Annotated in this window: 6 protein-coding genes; all 6 read right to left on the bottom strand. The window is 47.5% G+C overall.

The window, feature by feature from the left end:
- Positions 1-13: 13 nt before the first annotated feature.
- From J7E78_RS12185 to J7E78_RS12160, 6 genes are read right to left on the bottom strand one after another with little or no spacing between them, the layout of a single operon-like run.
- A complete protein-coding gene (locus tag J7E78_RS12185; protein ID WP_215076439.1) occupies positions 14-1,333 on the bottom strand; it encodes an aspartate aminotransferase family protein in 1,320 nt (439 codons plus the stop codon).
- On the bottom strand, positions 1,330-2,310 hold the full coding sequence (locus J7E78_RS12180; RefSeq protein ID WP_215076438.1) for an ACP S-malonyltransferase: 981 nt from the start codon (positions 2,308-2,310) through the stop codon (positions 1,330-1,332). The genes J7E78_RS12185 and J7E78_RS12180 overlap by 4 nt, the downstream gene beginning before the upstream one ends.
- Entirely contained in the window at positions 2,307-3,458 is a 1,152-nt protein-coding gene (locus tag J7E78_RS12175; RefSeq protein ID WP_215076437.1) for an acyl-CoA dehydrogenase family protein, read from the bottom strand. Before J7E78_RS12175 ends, J7E78_RS12180 begins: the two co-directional genes overlap by 4 nt.
- Positions 3,455-3,712 carry an acyl carrier protein gene (locus J7E78_RS12170; protein WP_017687150.1) on the bottom strand — a complete coding sequence of 86 codons (258 nt, stop codon included), beginning with the start codon at positions 3,710-3,712 and terminating at the stop codon, positions 3,455-3,457. Before J7E78_RS12170 ends, J7E78_RS12175 begins: the two co-directional genes overlap by 4 nt.
- On the bottom strand, positions 3,709-7,908 hold the full coding sequence (locus J7E78_RS12165; RefSeq protein WP_215076436.1) for a beta-ketoacyl synthase N-terminal-like domain-containing protein: 4,200 nt from the start codon (positions 7,906-7,908) through the stop codon (positions 3,709-3,711). Before J7E78_RS12165 ends, J7E78_RS12170 begins: the two co-directional genes overlap by 4 nt.
- On the bottom strand, positions 7,898-24,676 hold the full coding sequence (locus tag J7E78_RS12160) for a non-ribosomal peptide synthetase/type I polyketide synthase (protein ID WP_251035000.1): 16,779 nt from the start codon (positions 24,674-24,676) through the stop codon (positions 7,898-7,900). The genes J7E78_RS12165 and J7E78_RS12160 overlap by 11 nt, the downstream gene beginning before the upstream one ends.
- Between the last annotated feature and the right edge of the window lie 41 nt (positions 24,677-24,717).

Genomic DNA, 24,717 nt, shown 5'->3' with positions numbered 1-24,717 from the left:
TATTGAGCTACCATTAGATCAGCTCGTCGTAGAGTTCTTTCATTTCTGCAAGTGCCGCAGGGACACGCTCACTGAACCAGGCAACATCCTGCATATCGAGCAGGATATTCGGATACATCCGCGAGAGCGTAGATACCAGAACACCGTGCTCAGCAAGCTTGTTATTTAACAAAATATCAAAAGACATCAATTCAAACGTATAATCAGCCGTATCCGTAAGCGGCTCCGTGCAGCAGTGATAAGAAGCACAGCCAGACGGCCCCTGAACAATTAAAGGCAGACCTACCTTCACTGCTTCCTGACAGAGTACGTCATGCATCATCTCAGCGTGGAGGTTCATGCTGTTCATCGCCTGTCCTCCATTGCGGCCCAACATTTCCAGTGTAGCTTTTACAGCAGCTGTACCTAATGGATAGCCATTAAACGTACCCGCATGAATTACTTTTTTGTCTACAAGCAACTTCATGATATCCGCTCGGCCAACCAGGGCTGATACTGGAACTCCGCCACCGGCGATTGCCTTCCCAAGTGTAGTCAGATCGGGCGTTACACCGAACAACTGTTGGGCACCACCGAGTCCCATACGGAATCCTGTTATAATCTCATCGAAAATGAGCACGACCTGGTACTGATCACATAACTGTCTGACTCTTTGCAGATAACCCGGAGCAGGCATGACCCCGCCTCCATTTACACAAACCGGCTCCATGATTACTGCTGCAATGTCGTCTCCATGCTGGCGAAATAGTTCCTCCAGACGGGCGGCGTCATTCCATGGCAAGAGGTAGGATTGAGATTCCATGGCATCCCTTGCCCTCCCCTTTGTTCCTTTCATGTCACCAGGATAGTCCGAAGGTACAGGAAGACCTGTACGTGCAGTCTTGCCACCCATAATATTGTCCGCATTGCCATGATAGTGGCCTTCAAAACGTACAAAGCGATTTTTACCTGTCCACGCCCGGGCAAGACGAAGTGCATTCTGGACAATCTCCGTACCTGATAACCCAAAACGAATCATCTCTGCTGAGGGTACATATTGATGGATCAGTTCCAGAGCCTCTGCATCCAGATCGCAATGACTTACGGAAAGAACACGGTCAATGGTCTCCTTCAGACACTCGTTATACTCCTCGTTGCCGTGGCCAACAATTAGGGCACCAAAGCGGGCATATAGATCCAAATACTCGTTGCCGTTCATGTCCGTCACTCTGCTTCGGGAAGCATGCTTGAAATGGAGCGGCGTCTCTTCCCAAGGAAGGTGAAAATTATAGTGCACACCTCCAGGCAGCCATTGTTTCACCCGCTGATTGTACTGCATCATCTCCGTGATCATTCCGTATCGCCTCCCCCACTTGTCTGGTTTACTGCTTCATATCGCTCCAGTAACCTGGACCGATCTTGCGGATCATCCAGCGAATAGGCTGCAGGCATGGTCTTATTCTCAGCCAGCATATTTCTTACGCTCTGGCCTGGACCGATATCGATCCATACTGTCGCTCCCAGATTTTGAACGCGTGCCAATGCCTGATTCCAGCGAATGGGTTGCAAAAGCTGGCTGCTCAGCAGCTTAGGAATGTCCTCGGCTCCGCGAATGAACTCACCATGTACTGTAGAGCATATGGGAAACACCGGTGCAGAGAAGGAAATCCCTGCAAGCATCTCTTCAAGCTCAGGCTGGATGAACTGCATCAACTCGCTATGATAAGGTGCATCTGCCTTCATGGGCATCATGCGAAAAGGAATGAATTCCCCACCGTAGCCATCCACCTTATCATCCAGCAGTTGAAGCCCCTTCGCAGTACCTGCGACGACAAACTGTCCCGGTGAATTATAACCGGAGATCGTCACATACTCGTTCTGACGAATATTCTCGACTAATTCTTCAAGCGCTTCTTGGGTTATATCAACAACAATACCCGCTCTTCCTTTTTGCTCCTGAATGGAGCGATGCATCAACGCACCACGCTGAGCTGTAAAACGGATTCCATCCGCAAATCGCAATGCTCCCGCCGCTACTAAAGCCGAAATCTCCCCCAAACTGTGACCTACCGCATAATCTGGAGTCATTCCTGTCCGACGAACAAATGAGTCAAATAGAACGTAGCTTGCCGTCAGTACAGCAGGCTGAGCATATTCAGAGACCGTCAATTGATTCAGGGTCCCTTCCATAACCAGTGCCTTCAAATCAAATCCGGTCACCTCGCTCGCTTCTGCAAAGATCTGATTCGCCTCCGGCTCACTGTCCAACAACTCGCTGCACATTCCGATATACTGACTTCCCTGGCCGGGAAATAGCGCACAGAACGTCATACGCTACCGCCACGCTTGTAATAGGCTTTTAATCCGTAATGCGAGATCATCTCCTGCTGCATCTGAGAAGAGCCTTCAATAATCTCCAGAATTTTGGCTTCCTTATACAGCCTGGCAACAGGATATTGGTTACTAATTCCGTTCGCACCATGCACCTGTAGCGCATCGCTTGCAACTTCAACAGCAACTTTGGACGTAAAATATTTGGCGATCGTTGTCTCCATGGCGGCCTGCGGGTCCTTGGCCTCTCTCAGCTCGGCTGCCCGTAAACATAATGCTCGTGCTGCATGGACTTTTGTCACCGCATCTCCAATCATGCCGCGAATCAGCTGAAAATGACTCAGCTTCTGATCAAATTGCTTCCGCTTCCTTGAGTAAGTCACCATGGCATCCAGCGCTTCCTGCGCAATCGCCAGCCCTGCCCAGGCTATGCTATATCTGCCCTGGTCCAGCGCCCCGGCTACGATGTACTCAAACCCTTCATTCAGACGTCCAATAATGTGATTCTTGGGCACACGCACCTCATGGAGATCAATCTCAGCGATACCTGTCTCTCCCGCAACCATGACACCTTTAATCGGTTTGGTCTGTACACCCTCAAACTGGCGTTCGACCCAAAAAGCAGTGCTTCGTCCCTGCTTCGAGGCAATAATGATAAATACATCTGCCAAATGTCCAAACGTAATCCACTTCTTTTTTCCATTCAAAACATAACAGTCCGTTTCTTCTCTCCACTCGGTCTTTACACTTTTGGCATCCGAACCAACTTCCGGTTCAGTCAGACCAAAGGCAGCAATCCATTCTCCCTTCACCAACTTGGGCAGCCAGGACGATTTTTGCTCAGGCGTTCCGAAACGTACCAAAGTTTCACTTACAAGTGAGGTATGCACCGTTAACAAGCTGCGAACGGCTGGAAGAGCCTTGCCAAATACTTCAGTCAACAGCCCGTACGCCTTAGGTCCGAGACCCATGCCACCATATTCAGCCGGGATTGAGGCAGCCAAGTAACCTTTTTCAGCCATGGCACGGATCAATGTTCTGGGAATGGCTTGCTGCTCTTGAATCTGTTGAGCATAAGGACGAATTTCACGGGCAGCAAACAATTCAGCTTCATGAATGATCTCTTGCTCCATATCCACGTCAATCATTCGGCAACCCCCTCTTGAAGAAGAGATTCATTGAGATAAGCGGCGAACTCGGCAATTGTTTTGTATTCAAACAACGCAACCGGACTGATGTCAACTTGAAGATGCTTACGCGCACGGTTAATGATCTTGAGCGCCTGTACAGATGAGACACCTATTTTCAAAAAATTCATCTCTTCATCGATGTCCTCTGGCTCCTGATTCAACGCTGCAGCAATCTCGCTTTTGATAAAAAGCTCAATTTCTTCTTTTGTCATATCATGACCTCCGTTCCCTGATTCACATCTATCCAATGCACATAAGGCTCGAATGGATGTGCTGGCAGATGTACAATCTGGCCAGAGCCATTCGGATGTAACTGTTCCCAATCCAGCGCAGCACCACGTATATAAAGCTGTCCCAGCAATAAAGCAAGCTGATCCTCCATGGTAAGTGTCGGCTCGGCAGACAGGCGGATGAAGCTCTCCTTGCCACCGTATTCAAGCTGCTGCATTGTATGATCTGCAGCAATCATAATTACAATGTCGGCACTTGCCATCTTGCCAGGTGTGTCTTGCAGACTGTCTAACGTCACTCTGTTGTTCACTGGAATGGATTGACTTGCATGAGCGCTGTGATGTTCCTCGCCATCCAGATGTAAACTGGATACAAGCTCCTCTCCTGCAGCTATTCCTCGAATCTCCTGAATGGAAGGGACCAGACGTACAAGTGTCTCAAGCAAGGTCACCCAGTAGTTCAAGGTAGATACCGTATCTTCATTAGAATCGTCTGGCCTGATTACTTGACGAGCCTCCGCTTCATCTTCTCCGCGAATCTCATGCCCCCCAACCACAATATTGACACGAGCAGCTCGGTTTCTAGGCTTGAAGCCAAATTCCATCTCTTCAATGTTCCACTCTCCGGTTGAGCTGACAGTTACTGCTGCACGATACCGATAATGTTTTCTATATCTGTTCCGGGTAAAACAAAGATCCTCTGGTGCCAGGTCCGCATGCTGCTTCACATATTGCTCCGTGTTATCAATCAGCTTTTTTAAGGCCTGCTCTGATTTGGCAGAGAACGTTAACAACTGGCCGCGTGCCGGGGCATCTGCACGGACAGGGGCTTTCCATTCTTCCAGCACAATGTGGGCATTCGTTCCTCCCAGGCCAAATGAACTGATGCCTGCCTTCCGCGTTTTTCCTTCAGGTACATCCCACGTTCTATGCTCGCTAACGATATGGAACGGCGATTGGTCCAGTCGGAGGGCAGGATTCGGATTATCCATATGCAAACTTGGTGCCAGTTCCCCATGCTGCATACTGAGCAGAACCTTGGCAAGACTGGCTCCACTGGAGGCTGCAAATAAATGTCCAATATTGGTTTTGACTGAACCTAATCCAATTGAATTGTCGCTTGTATATCCCTTTTCCCGGAACAGTCGCAGCAAGGCATTCACCTCAATTGGATCTCCAATCCTTGTCCCCGATCCATGTGCTTCAATATAAGAAATCTCGCTCGGGTTTAGGTTGGCATCGCGATAAGCGGCACGGAGTACCTCATATTGCCCCTGAGGGTTGGGTGCCATAATGCCCAGGGAATATCCGTCGTTATTCACCGCTGTCCCGCGAATCACACCATAAATATGTTTATTGTTGCGAACTGCCTCTGTTAGCGGCTCCAAATATACAACAACAGCACCTTCCCCCAGGACTGAACCATCTGCTTCCCGGTCAAATACCTTCGTATGTTGAGTAGAAGAACAGATTCCAGCATTGCGTGATAGTTGATGAACATGAGGTGTAGCCAAAATGTTCGCCCCACCTACAACTGCCCCAGAGATACGCTTGTCCTGAATCGCCGCCACAGCTTGTGTCAGTGCTACCAGAAAGGAAGAACATGCCGTATCTATGGACAGTGCCGGCCCTGTAAAATTGTACATGTGTGAAATGGAGGCCGCTGCTATATTGGACATATTGCCTACCATAGCGTGAGAATGAACAGCCTTTCCAAGACTCCGGTTCATATAATCAACAACCAGATCGAAGTAAGTGCTTGGGTTGATCCCTACATACACACCCACATCACGCTTATCCTCATGGTCGACGAGCATACCCGCATCCTCCAGCGCCTCATGAGCAACTTCCAGCAGCTTGCGATGCTGCGGATCCATAAATGCAGCTTGTTCAGACGGGATTTCAAAGAACTCATGATCAAACGTATCCGGTTGCTTCAGTTCCCCAATCCAGTCATCCCAATCGGGTTGCTTGGAACGTGTTGCACGCTCTAAGCTAACCCGGTCAACACTATCTAGTCCGTTAACCAAATTGCTCCAGAACTGCTCTTGGGTGTCGGCATCAGGCAGACGCAGAGACAGTCCGGTAATAGCAATAGCACGATGTACATTCAGGTGATTATCTGTTGTTTCAGCTTGTTCAAAGTGCTTCGTCTCTGCTGGAAGTTCCTGCAGATATTCCACCATCTCACGCACTGTACTGCAAAAAACAAGCAGTTCTTGTCCCAATTCACGGCCCATATGTGCAGACAGCTTGTCAAGTAATTGATAGGAGAGGATGGAATTGCCTCCAAGTGCGAGAAAAGAAGTATCCATCTCAATCTTTCCTACAGGCAATTGAAGAATTTCGGCACAGGCTTTACGGACGGTATACTCCAAAGACGATGCGGAAGCCGTCTCGTGTTGTTGCTGTTGTGTGTTTTCGCGAATCAGCTCTTCAATGGCCTCGATGTCTTTGTTAAATACTCCACACTCATATTCGTTTCTCAGCATGAAGCGCTGTACCTTGCCACTCGTGGTTTTGGGAATAACCTTGATTGGGAGAACATGGGTGATCTCAATACCCAATCCAGCCCTCATACGTTGGATCAGATCCTGTCGTACATCCAGAAACTGTGGAGTGCCCGATTTGTATTTAACAAATACAAGCAGCTCCTCTACTTGTTTGAGGCTGTTAAAGTGCCCGACTACCGTCAGATTCCCTCTCGGAATGCTGCTATTCTGGTACAAAATTTCTTCAAGATCATGCGCATAATGGTTCTGTCCCCGAATAAACACAATGTCCTTGATTCGTCCGCTTACAACCAGGGAGCCATCAGCCATATAACCCAAATCTCCAGTGCGAAGCCACCCATCCACATACATTTCACGATTGATCTCCGGGAGACTGTAATATCCGGAGGTTACCGATTCCCCACGGATCTGGATTTCGCCAACGACCCGCTCATCCAGCACTTCACCCTGTTCATCCGCAATCCGGATTTGAATCCCTGTCATGGGATATCCTTCATGGACAAATTCGATCACATCCGAAGTATGACTATCACTGCCAGATAGCTGGACTGGCACAGCCAGTCCTTCCTGCACCAGCCGTGAACGCGAAATACGTTCAATTCGCGGCTCTTCCCCCAGTCTGGAGGTACATACACCTACTGTCGCTTCGGCCATGCCATACGCAGGAAACATCATATTGGGACGATAGCCACAAGAGCTGAATTTTTTGACAAATCGCTCGATAACAGACGTTGATATAGGCTCTGCACCATTCAAGGTCATACGCAGTGAAGACAGATCAAGCGTTGAGAGCTTGGAATCCGGGATCTTCTGAACCATCCATTCGAAACCGAAATTGGTACAGCAAAACCATTTTCCCTGATGCTCCGTAATCTTGCGCAAGAACAGATAAGGCGACCGTACGAAGGTATAAGGTGACATCACCATGATGTTGGCTCCACTCAGGACGGGTGTCAGGTGCTGTCCAAATATCCCCATATCATGCGTATGCGGCAACCAGGTAAACACATTATCTCCTTCTTCGGCTCCAAGAAATGTCTTGCATGCAATACTGTTGGCGATAATATTGTGATTTGTTAACTGCACACCTTTGGGAATTCCCGTGCTTCCTGATGAGAATTGCAGAAACACAATGTCATCAGGAGAGGTTGGGCATAGATCAGCCATCTGTTGGCCTGCTTGAAGCTGGTTCACGCTAATCAACATAAGACCTTTGAATACCGGACTTTCCGCAAGCTGCTTATACTTGCGCATGTAGGCTTCCTCGACGATCACTACCGGACGCCCGAGTACCTCCCACACTTTCGTGAATTTCTCCAGACCGGCTGAGCCTGGTTCCCAGGCAGCCGGAGGACTAACCGGGGCGACAATAATGCCCCCCAGCATACAAGCCCAAAAGGTACGGTAAAATTCCTGTGACTGGTCAATTTCCAAAATAACGACCTGTCCTTGTTGAATGCCTTGCTCCTGAAGAGACTGCAGGTACTTGCGCGCCTGCATCAGTAGTTCAGGATATGATTCAAACTGTTCGTCACCTGAAGAGCTGATATAGGTCATTCCCTTTTCTGGATGAGTATCTGCAATGTAGATTAACATCTCAGCCACTGTTGAATAATGCTCTGGCACAATCAGCTCGGGTCCTCGCTGTATGGATTTACTGGACATGTTGCACCTCCATTGCCTCATTGTGAACTACCACTTTCACATCGCTACCAAGCTTGTCATCAATCAGCTGTTTCATACGTTTGATATCCAGACCAGCCTGACAGGCCAGATGTACGTACAGACACTCTTCGTCGTAGCGAATAACCCATTCGAATTGGGCGAGTCCCGAATTCGAATCTTGGTCATCCGACGAGTGAGACGAAATTGGGATCGCCTCGCTGCTGGAGATGAAGCCTTGATAATTAAACAGAATCATCTGACGCGGCTCCTGTTCTGCTTGCCTGTAGGCAGTTCCCAATTGTTCCTGTATGCCATCATATTTTGCCGAGAGGGAAGAATCATGGGTAAGTGCCATAAAGTTAATGCTGTGTCGCTTCGTAAATTCCAGACGTTTCAACAGATCTTCCTCTATGAATTCACTGTCTACAAGTACTGGAATCAGGTCAAGGAATTCTCCCACATAATCGTAGTAGGATTCTTCGCCATACTCCCTTCCATAATGAACCAGGGCTATTGGCAGTTGGCTTATATTCAGATAATCCGCAATGATGTTGGCAAAAGTTTCAAAGCATGTCCACCAAACATCTGCAGGCTCCTTCCCTGCAAGGGACAACTCGACAGTCATCGCTGAAGGCGACAATGTTTCTATTTCTTTCAACTTGTTCATGACGATGGTGTTACATCTATGCCATGCCTGAAGCGAGTATTGTTTCTTCATTTCATCTTCAGATACCCCAATGGGGCCTTGAGACAGAAAATTTACATAATCCTCATAATTTCGTACTTGGTACAGAAGATCACTCTCGATCTCTACACCTTGTGGTCTATATAATGCCTTCGACTCAAGTTGCTGTTTGATGATTTGGGCACTCATACCATCAAACGCAAGGTGATCAAAACTCCAAATCAGCTTATGCTCTGTGGCTCCTGTACGCAAAATACACAGACGCCATGGTAGTTCCTTCAGCTTATACGTTTTGTGTAACAGAGACTGAACCAGTTTGTACTCCAGCTGCTCCATTGTAGCCGAAGCATAATGACGAATATCAAGATATGGGATAAGCTGTTGCAGCATGTCCGCCGCTAAGGACATATCACATGAATGCCAATACAATTGTTCTTCCTCATATATCATGCTGTGCAGCAACTGATGCCGGGATATAACCCCAAGAATCAGGTTTTTTACAGCTTGTTCATTCAATTCGCCTTCCAGCGTTGTTGTAAATCCGCTTGCTCGTGAAGTCGTAGAAGCATGTGCTTGTTGAATTGGAGATAGTGGGAATTGACCCATAGGGCTCATGCCCGCCATGAAGGATGAAACCTGATTGCAGCTATTTAAGACATGCAGGACCAGGCTGTCCAGTTGTTTCTCATGAAGTGTTATGTCCTGTGGTATGACTATCGGGGACTGAATATGCAGGCTATCTTCTGACCAAACTGACGCAGGAGGATTAATGTCTACCAATTTGGCAAGTCCTCTAACTGTCGGATATTGGAATAATTCGTTCACACTGATGGCAATTCCTTCTTTTGACAAAATTTGAGTGAATGCAATTGCTTTAAGCGAATGCCCCCCATTTTGAAAGAAGTGATCTTCCACACCAATGCTTGGATTACCGAGTATCTGTCGCATGGCGGCAAGAATGACACGCTCCGTTTTTGTCTGAGGTGAACTCCCTTCCAGAGACCTCTGCTGCTCTTCAACCAAATTCTCTGACAATGCTCTTCGGTCCACTTTGCCGTTGGCATTAATCGGAAGATGATCCATTCGAATAATTCGTGCAGGCACCATGTACTCTGGCAGCTGCTGGTGAAGTTCTCTTCGAATATACTCAGCATCTGCCCCAGTGTCGCTTGTATAAAAAGCGGCAATGTATAGACTTCCTGATGGTTCTGTAGCTGTCATGACAAAGGCATCACGAACTCCCGAAAGATGCTCCATGCAATTGCCTATCTCTGATAACTCAATGCGAAAACCTCTGATCTTGACCTGGAAATCCGAACGTTCAATAAAAATCAGACTGCCGTCAATCAGACGTTTGACGATGTCACCTGTCCGATACATTCGTTCTCCCTTGCGGAAGGGATCATCAAGAAAGTGTTTTCGGGTAAGATCCTCACGGTTAAGATATCCAATACCCACCGCATCCCCACTGATATACAGTTCACCTGGAACGTTGGGTGGCACAGGTTTCAGCTCATTATCCAGAACATACAAGGCTGTGTTGGACAGGGGATAACCTATAGGCAGTGAGCCAGTATAAGGCTCTGTTTGCTGTAATAAGTGGTAGGAGGCAAAAAAGGTTGCTTCCGTTGGCCCATATCCATTTAACAACCTGCCCGGCCCCACGCATGCAAGCGCTTTGTTGGCATGACTCACCGATGCAGCTTCACCACCAAACATCACTCTACGCACATTCTTCAAACATTCAGCATCCCAATCCACCAGCATATTAAACAAGGATGTCGGAATATAAAATACTGAAATCCGTTGCTGTCGGATGACATCAGCCAAACGAGCCATATCCAAAATGGTCTCTTTTGAGGTTAATACAAGAGTAGCTCCATTCATTAATGAAGCAAAAATATCGAAAATGGAACCGTCAAACGCATAGTTAGAAATTTGCAGGATACGATCCTCTGGCACGACGGTGACAAAATTACTATTTTTCATGACTTTGGTCACATTGCGATGACTCATCGCAGTCCCTTTCGGGGTTCCTGTTGACCCTGATGTATAAATGATATAAGCCGGGTCAAGAGCAGTCTTGTTCATATGTTCAACGGGCTCCGGCATGTCTCCTGAATCAAATGCTGCCAGTTCATCTGCCGGTACGATACAAGGAACTACAGATTGCCATGTAGAGGCATACGCCGTTTCAGTCAATAACACAGCCGCATCGCAATCTTGCAAAATAAATTCAATTCTCGATGGCGGCGAAGCCGGGTCGATCGGGACATAACTGCACCCCACTTTGAGTGTAGCAAGAATACTGATCATCTGGATCGGTCCACGGTCCAGAATGAGAGCAATACTGGAGCCTGATTTTACCCCTTGTCCAAGTAACCTGAACGCCAGCCACTGAACACGTTCATACAGATCCGCATAGCTCCATTCACCATCTTCCCAGACCAATGCTGTCTTCTGTGCATGCACATGAACTTGTTCCTCGAATAATTGGGAAATGGTCGCATCTCGCGGATACTGAGCGGCATTATCGTTGACTCCATACAGCAGCCATTCCTCTTCCTCCGGTGTAGTGAGCTTAATCTGAGCAATTCGTTCATTATCTCCTGTTGTGATCTGAGACAGGATATACCGGAATTTATCCAGCATCAGTTCCATGGACTCCGCTTTAAACAAATCTGAGCGATAGTCAAGTTCAACCGTGTAACATTGTTTATGCTCGACCAGTGTCCAAGTCAGATCAAATTTGGCATCCACCTTACCTTCCACCCATGGTTCAAGTATCAGTTCCCCGGCTTCAGGATCATCGGTTCCCATATTAATGTAATTTAACACCACATCAAATAGGGGGTTGCGGCTTAAATCACCGAATAGACCAAGTTGTTCCACCAGTGCTTCATAAGGATAATGCTGATGCTGATAACAGGATAGAAGCTTGCTACGTATCGCATTCAAATACGCCTCAACCGACCATTCGCGGTCCATAGTTGTACGAATGGCGAGCATGTTCACAAACATACCCATAACGTTATCAAGTTCTGGCTTTTCACGTCCCGCAACCGCTGTACCAACGACCAAGTCGTCTTGACCCGTATACTTCCAGATTAATAGATTCAAAGTTGCCATGAACAACATGTAGGGTGTAAGCCCTTGTTGAGTACAGAAATCATTGACCTGTGTGCTTAACGACTCACCAAGTTCAATGGAAAGTCTGTCTCCTCTGTAGGATGACGCGCCATGTCTTGGGAAGTCTGTAAGCCATTCAACCGGTGCAGGCATGTCCTCGAATTCCTGTATCCAAAACTCGGCGTCTTCAACAGATCGTCCATGTGGGGCAGCTTCATCACGCCATTCCGCATAATCCTTATACTGAATGTCAAGAGATTGCAATGTTTCTCCTCTGTACATGCGTGCAAAATCCTGCATCAGGATCGCAATGGAACTCTGATCCGAAATGATATGGTGCATGTCGATGAATAAGATGTGTTCCTCTTGTGAAAGGTGGATAAGCTTAACACGAACCAATGGTGCGCTGGTCAGATCAAAGGGCTGTATCCATTCCATAACCTGCTCTAACCCTGCGGTTTCCAATTCCAGCAACTCCACAACGCTTGGAACCTGATCCTCCACAACCTGGAAAAGCTCACCGTCAATCATTTCAAACCTGGTACGGAATGCTTCATGTCTCTCAACCAGTGCATCCATGATTACTCTGAATTGGGCAGGGTCAAGTTTTCCCCTTACCATATAGGAGCTGGCGAGATTGTACGCCGTACTCTCACCTTTCATCCACTCATGCACCACATACATTCTTCGCTGTGCAGAAGTGGTCTTGTATTTCTCTTTCTTAGGTACAGGCAAGATTGGGTTCACAGAATCAGAGTCACTTGTAGCCTGATGTTCAGCAATCCATTGAACCATGTGTTCAAACACAGAATGATCAAAAACCTCTTCCAGCCCCAAATTTAATCCAAACATTTCTTTAATCCTCGACGCCAGGGAAATCGCTTTTAATGAATGACCCCCAAGCTCAAAGAAATCATCTTCAAGGCTGACTTCCCCATTGCCAAGCAACTCCTGCCACAATTGCGACAATACATGCCTTATCTCATCAACATTCCGTTGAACCCTGACTTTCCCAGATGGAGATTGGTCTGATGCTGCGATAGAACCCGCTACAACCTGCGACATACCTGCAAGCTGATACAACGCAACATCATGTTGATGAACAATGGGATCAAAGGAATACGTCGGCAGGGAGATTTTTTGCCTACGCCCCGTTCCGTTTAACTGTTCCCAATCCAACTCCATGCCAGAGCACCAGCAAAAAGCAAGTACTTTCATTAAATACACATCTGCCTCAAGCAAGCTCTGACGATCTCCAGTAAGAGCAATGATGTTTGGCTCTGAACATGAATCCGGGGCTATTTGGTCTGTATCCTGCTGCTGATTCGAAACGATCCACAGCGTATGCTCAGCAGATTCAGAAAGATTCTTGCGATTTAGCAGCGTAAACAGGAAATTTGGAGACAAAAGTGGTGCAATACTCGATGCATGGTCCGTTACAGTTGCATCTGTCGCCCTTCCTGTCAAAGCATCTGACAATGCTCCTTCTTCTAGTGACCAATGCTCCAGATTGTATAAAAGCCCCACGGCATGTACTGGATCAAGTGCATCACTAATGACCAACCCCACGAGTTCGCCAACGCCTTGTCCACAGACAGCATCTGGCTTGATACCAAGCTGCATCACGGTTTTATAAAGAGCATATTGCATAACAAAGCACTGCATGCGCTCAAGCCTTGAATTGGTTAACGATCGCCCCATGCCCTGACGAATGGCATACTGTTCCTTGGACTCAAAGAGGTTCAGTATCTCTTCAAAGTGCTGTTTGAATATCTCTGAGACCTGACTGCGATATACAGAAGCATATAGTTCCCGTATCTTGCGCGCTTCCCAATTTGCATTTCCGCTGAGATAAAACATAACCTTAGGCTTCCCATTCATCACACTTGCCTGTGTCTCAAACTCTACAGACTGCTCGCTTGGCGGAATATAACCGTCTACAACGATTAGCGCTTTACGATGAATGAATCTGCTTCTTCCCTTCTGTAGCGTCCACGCAGCATTGGGCAACTGCTCTGGCAATGCATGAATCGCCTGTAGAACCGAATCGTACGTGCGTTCCAGCGCAGATTCACTTTTGGCCGAGAAGGGCAGCAGAAGCAATGATTCATAATTGGCTTGGCTCTCTTGGACGGGCGGTTGCTCCAGAATGACGTGAGCATTGGTACCCCCGATCCCAAACGAACTGACACCTGCCCGCAGGATACGCTTCGCGTCTTCTAATGGCTGTGGCTCCTTGTTGATATAGAAGGGACTATGCTCCAGCTCCAACATCGGATTCGTCCGATTCATGTGAATCTGTGGCGGAACCACCCGGTGGTAAAGCGTCAGTACGGTTTTAATAAAACCGGCGACACCTGCTGCCGCATCAAGATGCCCAATATTGGCTTTCACAGAACCTAGAGCACAATAATTTCTACGATCTGTTCCCCATGACTGCCTGAGCGCTTCGATTTCAATCGGGTCCCCCAGTTTGGTTCCTGTTCCATGCGCCTCCAGATAGGAGATCTCTTTTGGAGACACGCCCGAACGATGAAGGGCTGATTGAATAACCTTGACCTGCCCGGCCACACTCGGTGCCGTATATCCAATCTTGTCCATGCCATCATTATTAATCGCTGAACCTTTAATGACTGCATAGATATGATCTCCATCTCGCTGTGCGTCGCGGAGTGACTTGAGCACAACCATTCCGCATCCATTACCAGACACAGTACCAGATGCCTGCTCATCAAACGGTCTGCAATGACCATCTTTTGAATAAATCATGCCTTCATGCCAGTGATAACCTTCTTTGAGCGGATAGGAGATAGAGACACCTCCCGCAAGTGCCACATCACACTCTCCCCGGATCAGCGATTCAGCAGCTTGATGGATAGCGACCAAAGAAGTCGAACATGCGGTCTGTACGGCCATACTCGGCCCTCTCAGATTTAATTTGTGAGATACTCGGGTTGTTATATAGTCCTTTTCATTTAAAGTCATGGCTTCAAAAGACTGTAGCAAATTACCAGAACGACCAAGAAATTGCACCATCCATGGTAAGCTCAGTCCACTTCCGGCAAACAATCCTATAGATCCCTCATAACTGTAAGGATCACACCCGGCATGCTCAAGTGCCTCCCATGAGCACTGATGCAGCAGCCGTATTTGCGGATCCATCATGTTGGATTCCTGATGTGGATATTCGAAAAATCCGGAGTCAAAGTACTCAGTATCATGCAGTACACCTTTGGCCCGTACATAATCAGGATGTTTGAAGTCTTCCGGTCGTACACCCGCAGCGGTTAGATCCTCCTCATTCAGACGGGTGATACCGTCCTTACCTGCCATTAGGTTATCCCAGAACTCCTCAATATTTCTTGAGCCGGGAAAATGCCCTGCCATGCCAATGACTGCGATATCCGTCGAAGAAGAAATTCTGCTACTATGTTCTGAAGCAAACGGGATACTCTGTTCCGGTCTGCTCTGTTCCACTTTGCTGTGTTCAACTGTGCTCATCACATACTCTTTGGGAGCTGTTGTCGGGTCCGAGTTCGTAACAGGATATCCGGCCGAAGTGATATGCCCGCTTTCCTCTTGCACCTGTTGTGTAACTGTTGGCAGCATCTGCTCAGCCACCAGATGATTGACCAGTGATGCAATAGAGGAATGCTCAAACAATTGCACCAGCGGAACGCTTTTATCCAGATAGGCATTCAGCCGATTATTGATCAAGATAAGCCCCAGCGAGTTGCCTCCGATGTCAAAAAAGTGATCATGGATATTAACCGTATCCAGATTCAATATTTCCTTCCACGTTGCAATGAGCATCTGCTCCAGATCAACTTTTGCCCGCTCGATTCCTTGAATCGATGAGCCATAAACCAGAGCCGGATTATCCCGCTCTCCCGTTTCAAAATCAGCCAGACAAAGGGCATTGCGATTCAGTTTGCCATTAGGCAGCACAGGCAGATTTTCCAGACGAATCATGCGAGAAGGCATCATGTACTGTGGAAGCCGCTGCTTTAACCAGGTCCGAAGCTGTACGTCTTCATCTTCCATAACGGACGGTCCAATCCCAGGCTTCAGACTGTAGAAAAGGATTAATTGCAGTGAGTGTGGCTCGGCCCCTTCTACCTTAACGACAGCCTCCCTTACACGTTCATAATTCATCGCTGCCTGCTCAATCTCGTTCAGTTCAATCCGGTAGCCACGAATCTTCACCTGCTGATCTAACCGTCCCATTAACTCAACATCCCCATCCGGCAGTATACATGCCAGATCGCCAGTTCGGTATAAACGGCCTCCCAAAACATTGGAGTTTGCAATGAATCGGGCATCCGTCTCAGCTGCATTGTGCAGATAACCGCGGGATAATCCTTTTCCTGCAATGCACAGCTCTCCATAACTGCCAGGTGGCAGTATTTCACCTTCATCATTCAGAATATAAATCTCTGTATTGGTAATAGGCTTGCCAATGGTAATCGCGGCTGTGTCATTCAATTCTTTGGTCGTTGACCAGATTGTAGTTTCCGTTGGTCCATACATATTAAAGACTCGAGCAGGCGTAAGCCGCTTCAGATCGGTGAGGAGTCCCACAGGGACATTTTCCCCTCCGGTAAGCACACACCGCAGATTGCCCAGTGCCTGAGCGAATTCTGGATTTTCGACAAATGCCTTAATGCGTGAGACCGTGCTAAGAATGTGTGTAATACCATGTTCACGTATTCGACGTGAAGCAAGAGCCGGGTCAAGCTGCTCCTGCTCATTGGCCAGATACAGCGAATATCCGGTGCATAATGGTGTCCACACTTCAAATCCGAAAATATCAAAAGATATAGTCGTTACACTGATGATGCGATCTGTCTCATGTGCAAAAATATGTCGGTGCCTGATGTCCTCAACAAAATTGACCATCGCCTCATGAGTAATCATGACCCCTTTGGGACGACCCGTCGATCCTGATGTAAAAATCACACAGGACAGGTCCGAAGACAGCAAGCTTACGTCCGGGTTAACGGATGAGCGCACATCCTGGGCAGTTGGATCATACACGAATCGCTCTCCGCTAAAAGTCACTGTGCCTTCTTCATCAGGCGTACACAGCAATACGTTCATTCGGCTGTCTTCGATCATATTCAGGATACGCTGCGGCGGAAAAGCAGGGTCCAGAGGTACATAAGCCGCCCCAGCTTTCAGCACTGCCAATAGCATAATGATCAACGATTCATCTCGTCTGGATAATATGCCCACAGGTTCATCCCGGCGTACACCTTGATCAATCAGCTTCCAAGCCAGCGTATTAGCTTTTTCATTAAGCTCCCTGTAGGTAAAAGCGGCTCCGGATGATACAAGAAGGGCTTTCTTGTCTGGCGTATGCTCTGCCTGCAGCTCGAACAACCGATGCAGACCCACCGCAGGATTGTAATCCAGACGTGGACCAGCAAGATGATGGACTGAGTGCTCATGAGAACATTCGTTTCTCTCAAACAGTTCGCTCAGAGACAGATTGGGCTGTTGTACAACCTCTTGGCAGAGTCCGATAAACTCCTGCATCATACCTTCAACTGTGTCCGGGCGGAACAGATCCAGCGAGTATTCGATATATCCTTCAATGACCTGCTTCTCCCTGTTTTCTTGACAGGTCATTAACAGATCATAAGTAGACGTACCCGTCTCCACCGGAAAAGAACTGAATTGCAAACCATGAAGTTCAAGTCCATGCAAATCCATGTTCTGATAATCGAAACAAACATCAAATACCGGATTTCGGTTCAACTCACGTGTCACGCCCAGTTGTGCCACAAGCTCATTAAACGGATACTCCTGATACGCAAAAGCATCCAGTGTATGTTGTTTGAGTTCGCGTAAAAAATCAGTGTACGTACGATCAAACGTTGGAAAATTCCGCATCGCAATCATATTGACAAACATGCCTACCGTCTCTTTCCACTCCTCTTGCATCCTTCCTGCAACAGGCGTTCCCACCACAATGTCCTGCTGACCTGAGCGGTGTGCGAGAAGAAGATTCCACACACTTAGCATTACCATATACATGGATGCTTCCGATGAGGAAGCCAGCTCGTGCAAGTGTTGTGTCAACGAACGACTCAACGTGAAATGGAGCCGGCCCCCTTGCATGGATCGCTGTGATGGACGCTCATGGTCAAGTGGAAGCTGCAGCACAGGTAAAGAAGGGCCAAGATGGTCCAGCCAGTACGTCTGATGTGAATTGTATTCCTGTGAAGCGAGACGCTGCTGCTGCCATACCGCGTAATCTTTGTACTGCAATCGAACTGCATGCTCTTTGCCAAAATATAAATCATTGAAGTCACGGGTGATGATTTCGACAGATGTACCATCTGCGATAATATGGTGAATATCAAAGAATAGCAGGTGCTTGCGCTCGCCTATCTTAATCAGTTCAACCCGCATAAGCGGAGCACTCCCCAGATCAAAAGGACGAATCAATGTCTCGATCATCGCAGGCAACTCTTGGTCATCTGCCACATGCTGCTCTGCATAGCCCATACTTAAGCGAACCGAAGGTTGGATGATCTGAACGATCTGCCCGCCCCGTATCTCAAACGATGTTCTGAGCGTCTCATGATGCTGCATCAACTTCTGCAAAGCAGTCTCAACTCTTATACGGTCCAATTCACCTTCAATAATGGTTGCAGACGGCAGGTTATATGCCGTATTGCCTGGATCAAGCATCGCTTGTGTGAACATACGCATCTGTGCAGAAGAGATTGGATACGCATCCATAGGGGGTGCAGATTGAATCGTCTGCTGGTCCACTTTTGGTTTGGCCATGACATAGAGATGCTCCGCCAGTTGAATAGGCGTTGAATGATTGAAAATATCTGCTACCTCAGGCTGAATTCCTAAATGAGACCGGATCCATGCCGACAAGCTGACTGCTTTGAGAGAATCTCCTCCGACCGTAAAGAAATTAACCTCTTCATCCAGATCATCGATGCCAAAAATTGTTCGATATGCGTCCAGGACAATCTGTTTCAGTTGGTCGGAACCACCTGTATAAACTGTCCCTTTTACTAGAGTAGAGCCACTTCCCTTACCCTGCTCTGCATGCCCCGTATCATCCCCGGTACCCATTCCTTCCGCTGCTGATGAGCCAGAAAGAGAAACACTGACAGGATAGGATTGTTTGTTGAAAACATAAGTAGGCAGAGAGCATTTGCGTCGTACCGTCTGCCCTTTGAGCACCTTCCAGTCAGGTTCAATGCCTTCGCACCATAACTCCGCAAGTCTGCGGTTCACATAGATACTATCCTGCTCCGTTTCCCTTGCATGACGCAGCATATTCAGTACCGTCTGGGAATCTCTTGATTGACTGTGCTGTCTGGCAAAGGAGCTTAGCGTTCGTCCTGCACCTACTTCAATCAATACAGCCCGCTCATCCTTTAACACTTCAGCTAGGTTTGATTCAAACAACACCGGCTGTAAAATATGACGGGACCAATAGTCAGGTTGTGTGATTTCATCTCCAAGCGCCCATGTTCCACTGGTGTTGGACAGTAAAGGGATCTGTGGCGTATGAAGTGAATGTTCTGTTAAATAACGTCTAAATTCCTCGGCGGCCTGATTCATCATTGGCGTATGGAACGCATGGGAAGTCTTCACACGAATGCACTTCCAGCCCAGTCCTTCAGCCTTGGCTTCCATCCGGGAAATGGCTTCAGCTGTCCCACCAATCACACTGGAACCTGTAGTATTCACCAGGGCAAGCCACATGTCTTCCTCCAGTTGTGACTTCACCTGCTGTGCATCCGCCATAATGGCAAGCATAACCCCGGGTTGTTGCTGCTGCATCAGACGTCCGCGAAGTCGAACTAACTTGACAGCATCTCCGAGTTCAAACACACCCGCTACCGCTGCGGCCGCCAATTCACCAATGCTATGCCCGATCATGCCATCTGGCTTGATACCCAGATCCAGCAGCGACTTGGCCAGCGCATAACTTGTCATGAACAGTGCGAATTGGCTGTACTCCGTCTGGTTTATTCGCTCAGGCTGCTGATCCCCGTATACAACGGACAGCATATCTTCTCGTTCTTCCGCAGGCAGAAGGTCCAATATTTCCTGAATATAACTTCTGAAGATTGGAGCTAGACCCGCTTGCTCCGTAGATCTGTATAGTTCTGCACCCATTCCCTGATACTGACTGCCCTGTCCGGGGAACATAAAGTATACGGGACGGGTACCTTGAGCTGAATGGTATACACGTGCTTTTCCCAGCTGCTGTAACAGCTTGTCGGGATTATCCTTCCATGTCTTATCCAGAATGAGTGCCTTACGATACGCAAAAACAGATCTGCCTGACTGCAAGGTCCACGCTGCGTTCGACACAGATTGCTCCGGCTGCTGAGTCAGATGTTCCATAATCCGTTCAGCGGTGCGGTTCAGCGAGTACTCAGTTTTGGCGGAAAAAAGCAATATATTTACGTCATCATCCGGACTGCACTTCTCCATCTCGGGAGCCTCCTCCAATACCATGTGAGCATTCGTGCCCCCCACACCAAATGAATTGATTCCTGCGCGCATGACTCCAAGATTACCCTGTTTCCAGTCCACCCCTTGTGCATTAACTTTAAAAGGCGTATTCAAAAAATCAATTTTGGGATTAGGCTGCTCATAATTCGCTGTTCCAGGGATATAACCTTGTCCAAGACTGAGCGCTACCTTGATTAAACCAACCACACCTGCAGCTGTATCCATATGTCCCACATTGCCCTTGACCGAACCCAGATAGCAAAATTGCTTTTGGTCGGAAGCAAAGGCCCGAGTTAACGAGTTTACTTCAATGGGATCACCAAGCAACGTTCCCGTACCATGTGCTTCGATATAACTCACCGTTTCCGGGTCTACTCCGGCTACCTTATAAGCATCCTGAATGACTTCAGCCTGTCCGCTTACGCTTGGAGCAAGAAAACTGAGTTTCTCTTGTCCGTCATTGTTAATTGCTGAGCCTTTGATGACCCCGTAGATATGATCTCCGTCCCGCAGAGCATCGGTTACCCGCTTCAGCACCACAATTCCCATACCATTGGAGAAGACGGTTCCACTGGCTGCCGCATCAAAGGGACGACAGTGTCCATCTGTGGAAAACATCATGCCATCCTCAAATATGTACCCCCCTTCATTGGGCAACTCCACGGTGATCCCACCAGCCACGGCCACATCACATTCTCCAACGATTAAGGATTGACAAGCCAGATGAGGTGTAACCAGTGAAGTAGAACATCCCGTCAGAGCGGTATAGGCCGGCCCTTTTAAGTTCAGCTTATAAGCCATTCGGGTAGCGAGAAAATGATTGGTGCTGAGGGTAAATGCTTCGTATTTACTGCTATAGTTAGCATCGTTAAAAAGCACTTGACGGTACCATTCGAAGTCATCGGACCCGCCAAGGAACACACCCACCTTACCCGCTTCATCCGGTCTGCAGCCTGCATCCTCCAGCGCTTCCCATATTCCCTGATACAATAGTCTGAATTGGGGAGACATCATTTTGGCTTCACCGGGAGTATAGTCAAAGAACCCTGCGTCAAACTCATCAATGCCGTTGGCACGTCCTTTTGCCTTGACGTAACGAGGTGAATGCAGCAGTGCTTCCTCCACGCCAAGCTCCCTCAATTCATCATCACTATAAAAGTGAATGCTTTCCCGCCGTTCAACAAGGTTACTCCAGAACTCCCTTATATCCTCAGCGCCCGGCACATTCACCGCCATGCCCACAATTGCAATATCTTCACGCATAATGCCGTCTTTTCGTTGAAACAATTTTTCCCGTTCAGTCGGTATCGGAACTCCCTCATCTTTTGGACCCAGCGCGGCAAATTGGCGCAATGTCGGGCATTCAAAAAAACGAGGAACAGGGAACTCCACATCGGTATAATGCTTTAGTTTATTGTGAGCCTGAATGACAGAAAATGAATTTCCGCCCAATTCAAAGAAATGGTCATCGCGCCCTACTCTCTCAACACCGAGCACTTCGGCCCACACTTCGGCTATAACCTTCTCAAGTTCAGAAGACGGGGCGGTATAGAACGTACTGGAAGTGTGAGCATGCGTGATATCTGCCATGAGTGCCTTCCGGTCAATCTTCCCACTGCTATTCAATGGAAATTCGGATTTATGTACAAAAACGGATGGTATCATATATGCCGGTAACAAACGAGACAGATGCTCTCTCAATTCGACAGAGGGCAGCTCCTGCTCTGACAGATAGAAGGCATACAGCAAACCGGACCTACCTTCAAATGATTTCATGACTACCACGGTCTGAATAACACCCGGATAGGATGACAGGGTATTCTCAATTTCGCCTGTCTCCAGTCTGGCTCCCTGAATTTTAACCTGGAAATCAATGCGTCCCAGATATTCAATCGTACCGCTTGGGAGTGAACGTACCAGATCACCTGTGCGGTACATGTACCTGAAATGCTCTGCATCCTGTCCTTCTTGAAAGAAAGGATTAGGGACAAACTTCTCTCGGGTCATCTGTTCCAGATTCAAATATCCACGTGCAAGCCCAACACCGCTAAGACAAAGCTCTCCTGGAATACCTAACGGCTGAAGCTCACCATGATTTCCGACGACATACCATCTGGACTCATTGAGCGGGTAGCCAATCGGTACATTGCCCAAGCCTTCGTAATGGCTTAATGGATAATGAGAAACCCATATGGTGCATTCGGTTGGACCATAAACATTTTCAAGACTTGCTCTAATGCCTAACCTGTTAAATTTCTCAATAATGTCTGGTGTGACTGCCTCTCCGCCTACAAACATCCATTTCAGCGTTTCCAATACTGACAGATCGGAGCGAAGCTCCATCGTTTCCAGAAAAAGACGGAATAACGTTGGAACAAAGTTGATGTGCGTAACCTTATGTGATGCCACCGTAGACACAATACGAGCAGGGTCTTTTTCTGCTCCAGGCTCAAGAATACTTAGTGCGCCTTCACCCATGAACCAGCCGAAAAGTTCCGTGGCCGACACATCAAAGGTATAAGCTGTTTTCAGCAAGTAAACATCCTGCGCCTGCATTGGAAAACGACGCTCCAGATCAAGCAGTGTATTGACTACGCTATGATTTTCAATCATGACTCCCTTTGGCTTGCCTGTTGATCCGGATGTGTACATGATATAGGCAAGGCTATGCGGATTCAGCGCCTCTTCGAGATTTGAGGCATCTCCCGTATAAGCCTGATCTCCCTCAACGTACATGTACTGGACATCCAGAGTCTCGTCATCTTTTTCGGGCTGCATAGCCAGCACTATGGATATGTCTGCATCCGATATAATATAGGCCTTTCTGGACAAAGGATAGGAAGGATCTACAGGCACAAAAGCACATCCGGCTTTTAATACAGCCAATAGGGCAATGACCATATCCGAGGAACGTGGCATCTGCACGCCAACTGCCGCGTTATCACTTTTTTTACTCGCAACGATCTGCCTAGCCAATTGATTCGCTTTTGCGTTGACCTGCGCATAGGTCTGATGCTGCTTGCCTTCCATTAGAGCTACCCGCTCCGGGAAACGTGTTACTTTATCGTGAAATATATCCATAATATGTTGTGGAGTGTAGGGAAAATAAGAAGTTTGATTGAATCGGTACAGTAGGTTTTCTTTCTCATCCTGCATCAGCAGGCTGAACTCACTGATTTTTAGATCAGAATTGGTTACTAGTTGATTCAGCAAATATAGAAATCGTTGGCCCATTCTCTCCATTGAATCTTCACGGAACAAGCTCGGTTTATATTGCAGCTTCAACTGAGCACCTTGCGGTAAACGGCTCAACACCACCATTAGATCTCCTGGAAACGTAACCTTATCCTGATCCAGAATACGAGTTCCGAGCATATCTTCCTCATAGGAATCATAAACAAAGGAGATATCAAACAATGATGGTGATCCGGGTTGAGCCTGTAACATGCTGTCTCTGACAATGAGGTTATTGGGATATCCGATGTTCCTGTACGTATCCATCCAGGTTGTGGCTACTTGTTGCAGCAGAGGTTTTAGAGTTGATTCGAGGTCAATATGGAATCGCATGGGCAGCATATGGACAAAACATCCAATCGTTTCTTCCAAGTCCATACCGGGACGATGAGAATATGGGGAGGCAAAGGTGATATCGTCTGTACCGACATATTTACTCATAAGAATGCCAAAGGCACCCATAAAGAACATAAAAACGGTTACTTCATTATCTTTGGACATCTGTGTAATATCAGCCATTAACGATTCCGAAATATCAAATCGCAGTTCGTGACCAATTCCTTCTTGTAAAGAGCCTGCTGGAAAGTCGTGCTTTAGAGAAAGAGGTTCCGCTCCCTTCATTTTGTTGAACCAGTATTCCTGCTCTTTGGAGTACTTGTTTTCGTGCAGTTTCTTGTTCTCTGCCTCAACATAAGAGATGAATCCTTCATCCAGCTTGACATCCACAGGCTGATCTTCAAGAAGACACGTATATGACTGGATAAGTTTGTTTCTCATCAGTTCAAGCGACATGCCATCACATATTAAATGATGAATACATAAGGTCAGAATGTATCGGCTTTTATCCATCTGAACAATCATTATACGGAACAGAGGACCTTTCTCCAGCTCAAAAGGTGTCCCGATGCATTCATCCACCAGTGCTTCTAACTGTTGTTCCTTTGAATTCTCCTGATTCTCGCTACTTAGGTCCCACAAGACAAGTGAATAACCCATATCTTCATGAACGGATAACACGGGTACATCATTTTGAATCTCAATCCGAGTACGCAGCACCACTTGCTCATACATAAGCAATTCGATGGCACGGCGAAATATCTCTATTTGCAGATGATCAAATTGCATTGAAGCTGAGATGTTATACGAAGCGGGATCATTCACCTGACAATCAAAATAGATTCCCTTTTGTGTTTCGGAAAGTTCAACGGTTTTTTGTACCATCACGACCACACCTCATCGTTTAATTGAGATTCAAGCTGTGT

This window comes from Paenibacillus polymyxa (genome assembly GCF_018614975.1).
In the GTDB taxonomy this organism is placed as follows: domain Bacteria; phylum Bacillota; class Bacilli; order Paenibacillales; family Paenibacillaceae; genus Paenibacillus; species Paenibacillus polymyxa_E.
Note: the sequence above shows the minus strand (reverse complement) of the source record. Positions and strands in the feature narration are given on the sequence as shown.

Excerpts from the sequence above, each read along its gene's own strand:
- J7E78_RS12160 (WP_251035000.1), bottom strand. The coding sequence starts at position 24,676 with ATGGTACAAAAAACCGTTGAACTTTCCGAAACACAAAAGGGAATCTAT.
- J7E78_RS12185 (WP_215076439.1), bottom strand. The coding sequence starts at position 1,333 with ATGATCACGGAGATGATGCAGTACAATCAGCGGGTGAAACAATGGCTG.
- J7E78_RS12175 (WP_215076437.1), bottom strand. The coding sequence starts at position 3,458 with ATGATTGACGTGGATATGGAGCAAGAGATCATTCATGAAGCTGAATTG.
- J7E78_RS12170 (WP_017687150.1), bottom strand. The coding sequence starts at position 3,712 with ATGACAAAAGAAGAAATTGAGCTTTTTATCAAAAGCGAGATTGCTGCA.
- J7E78_RS12180 (WP_215076438.1), bottom strand. The coding sequence starts at position 2,310 with ATGACGTTCTGTGCGCTATTTCCCGGCCAGGGAAGTCAGTATATCGGA.
- J7E78_RS12165 (WP_215076436.1), bottom strand. The coding sequence starts at position 7,908 with ATGTCCAGTAAATCCATACAGCGAGGACCCGAGCTGATTGTGCCAGAG.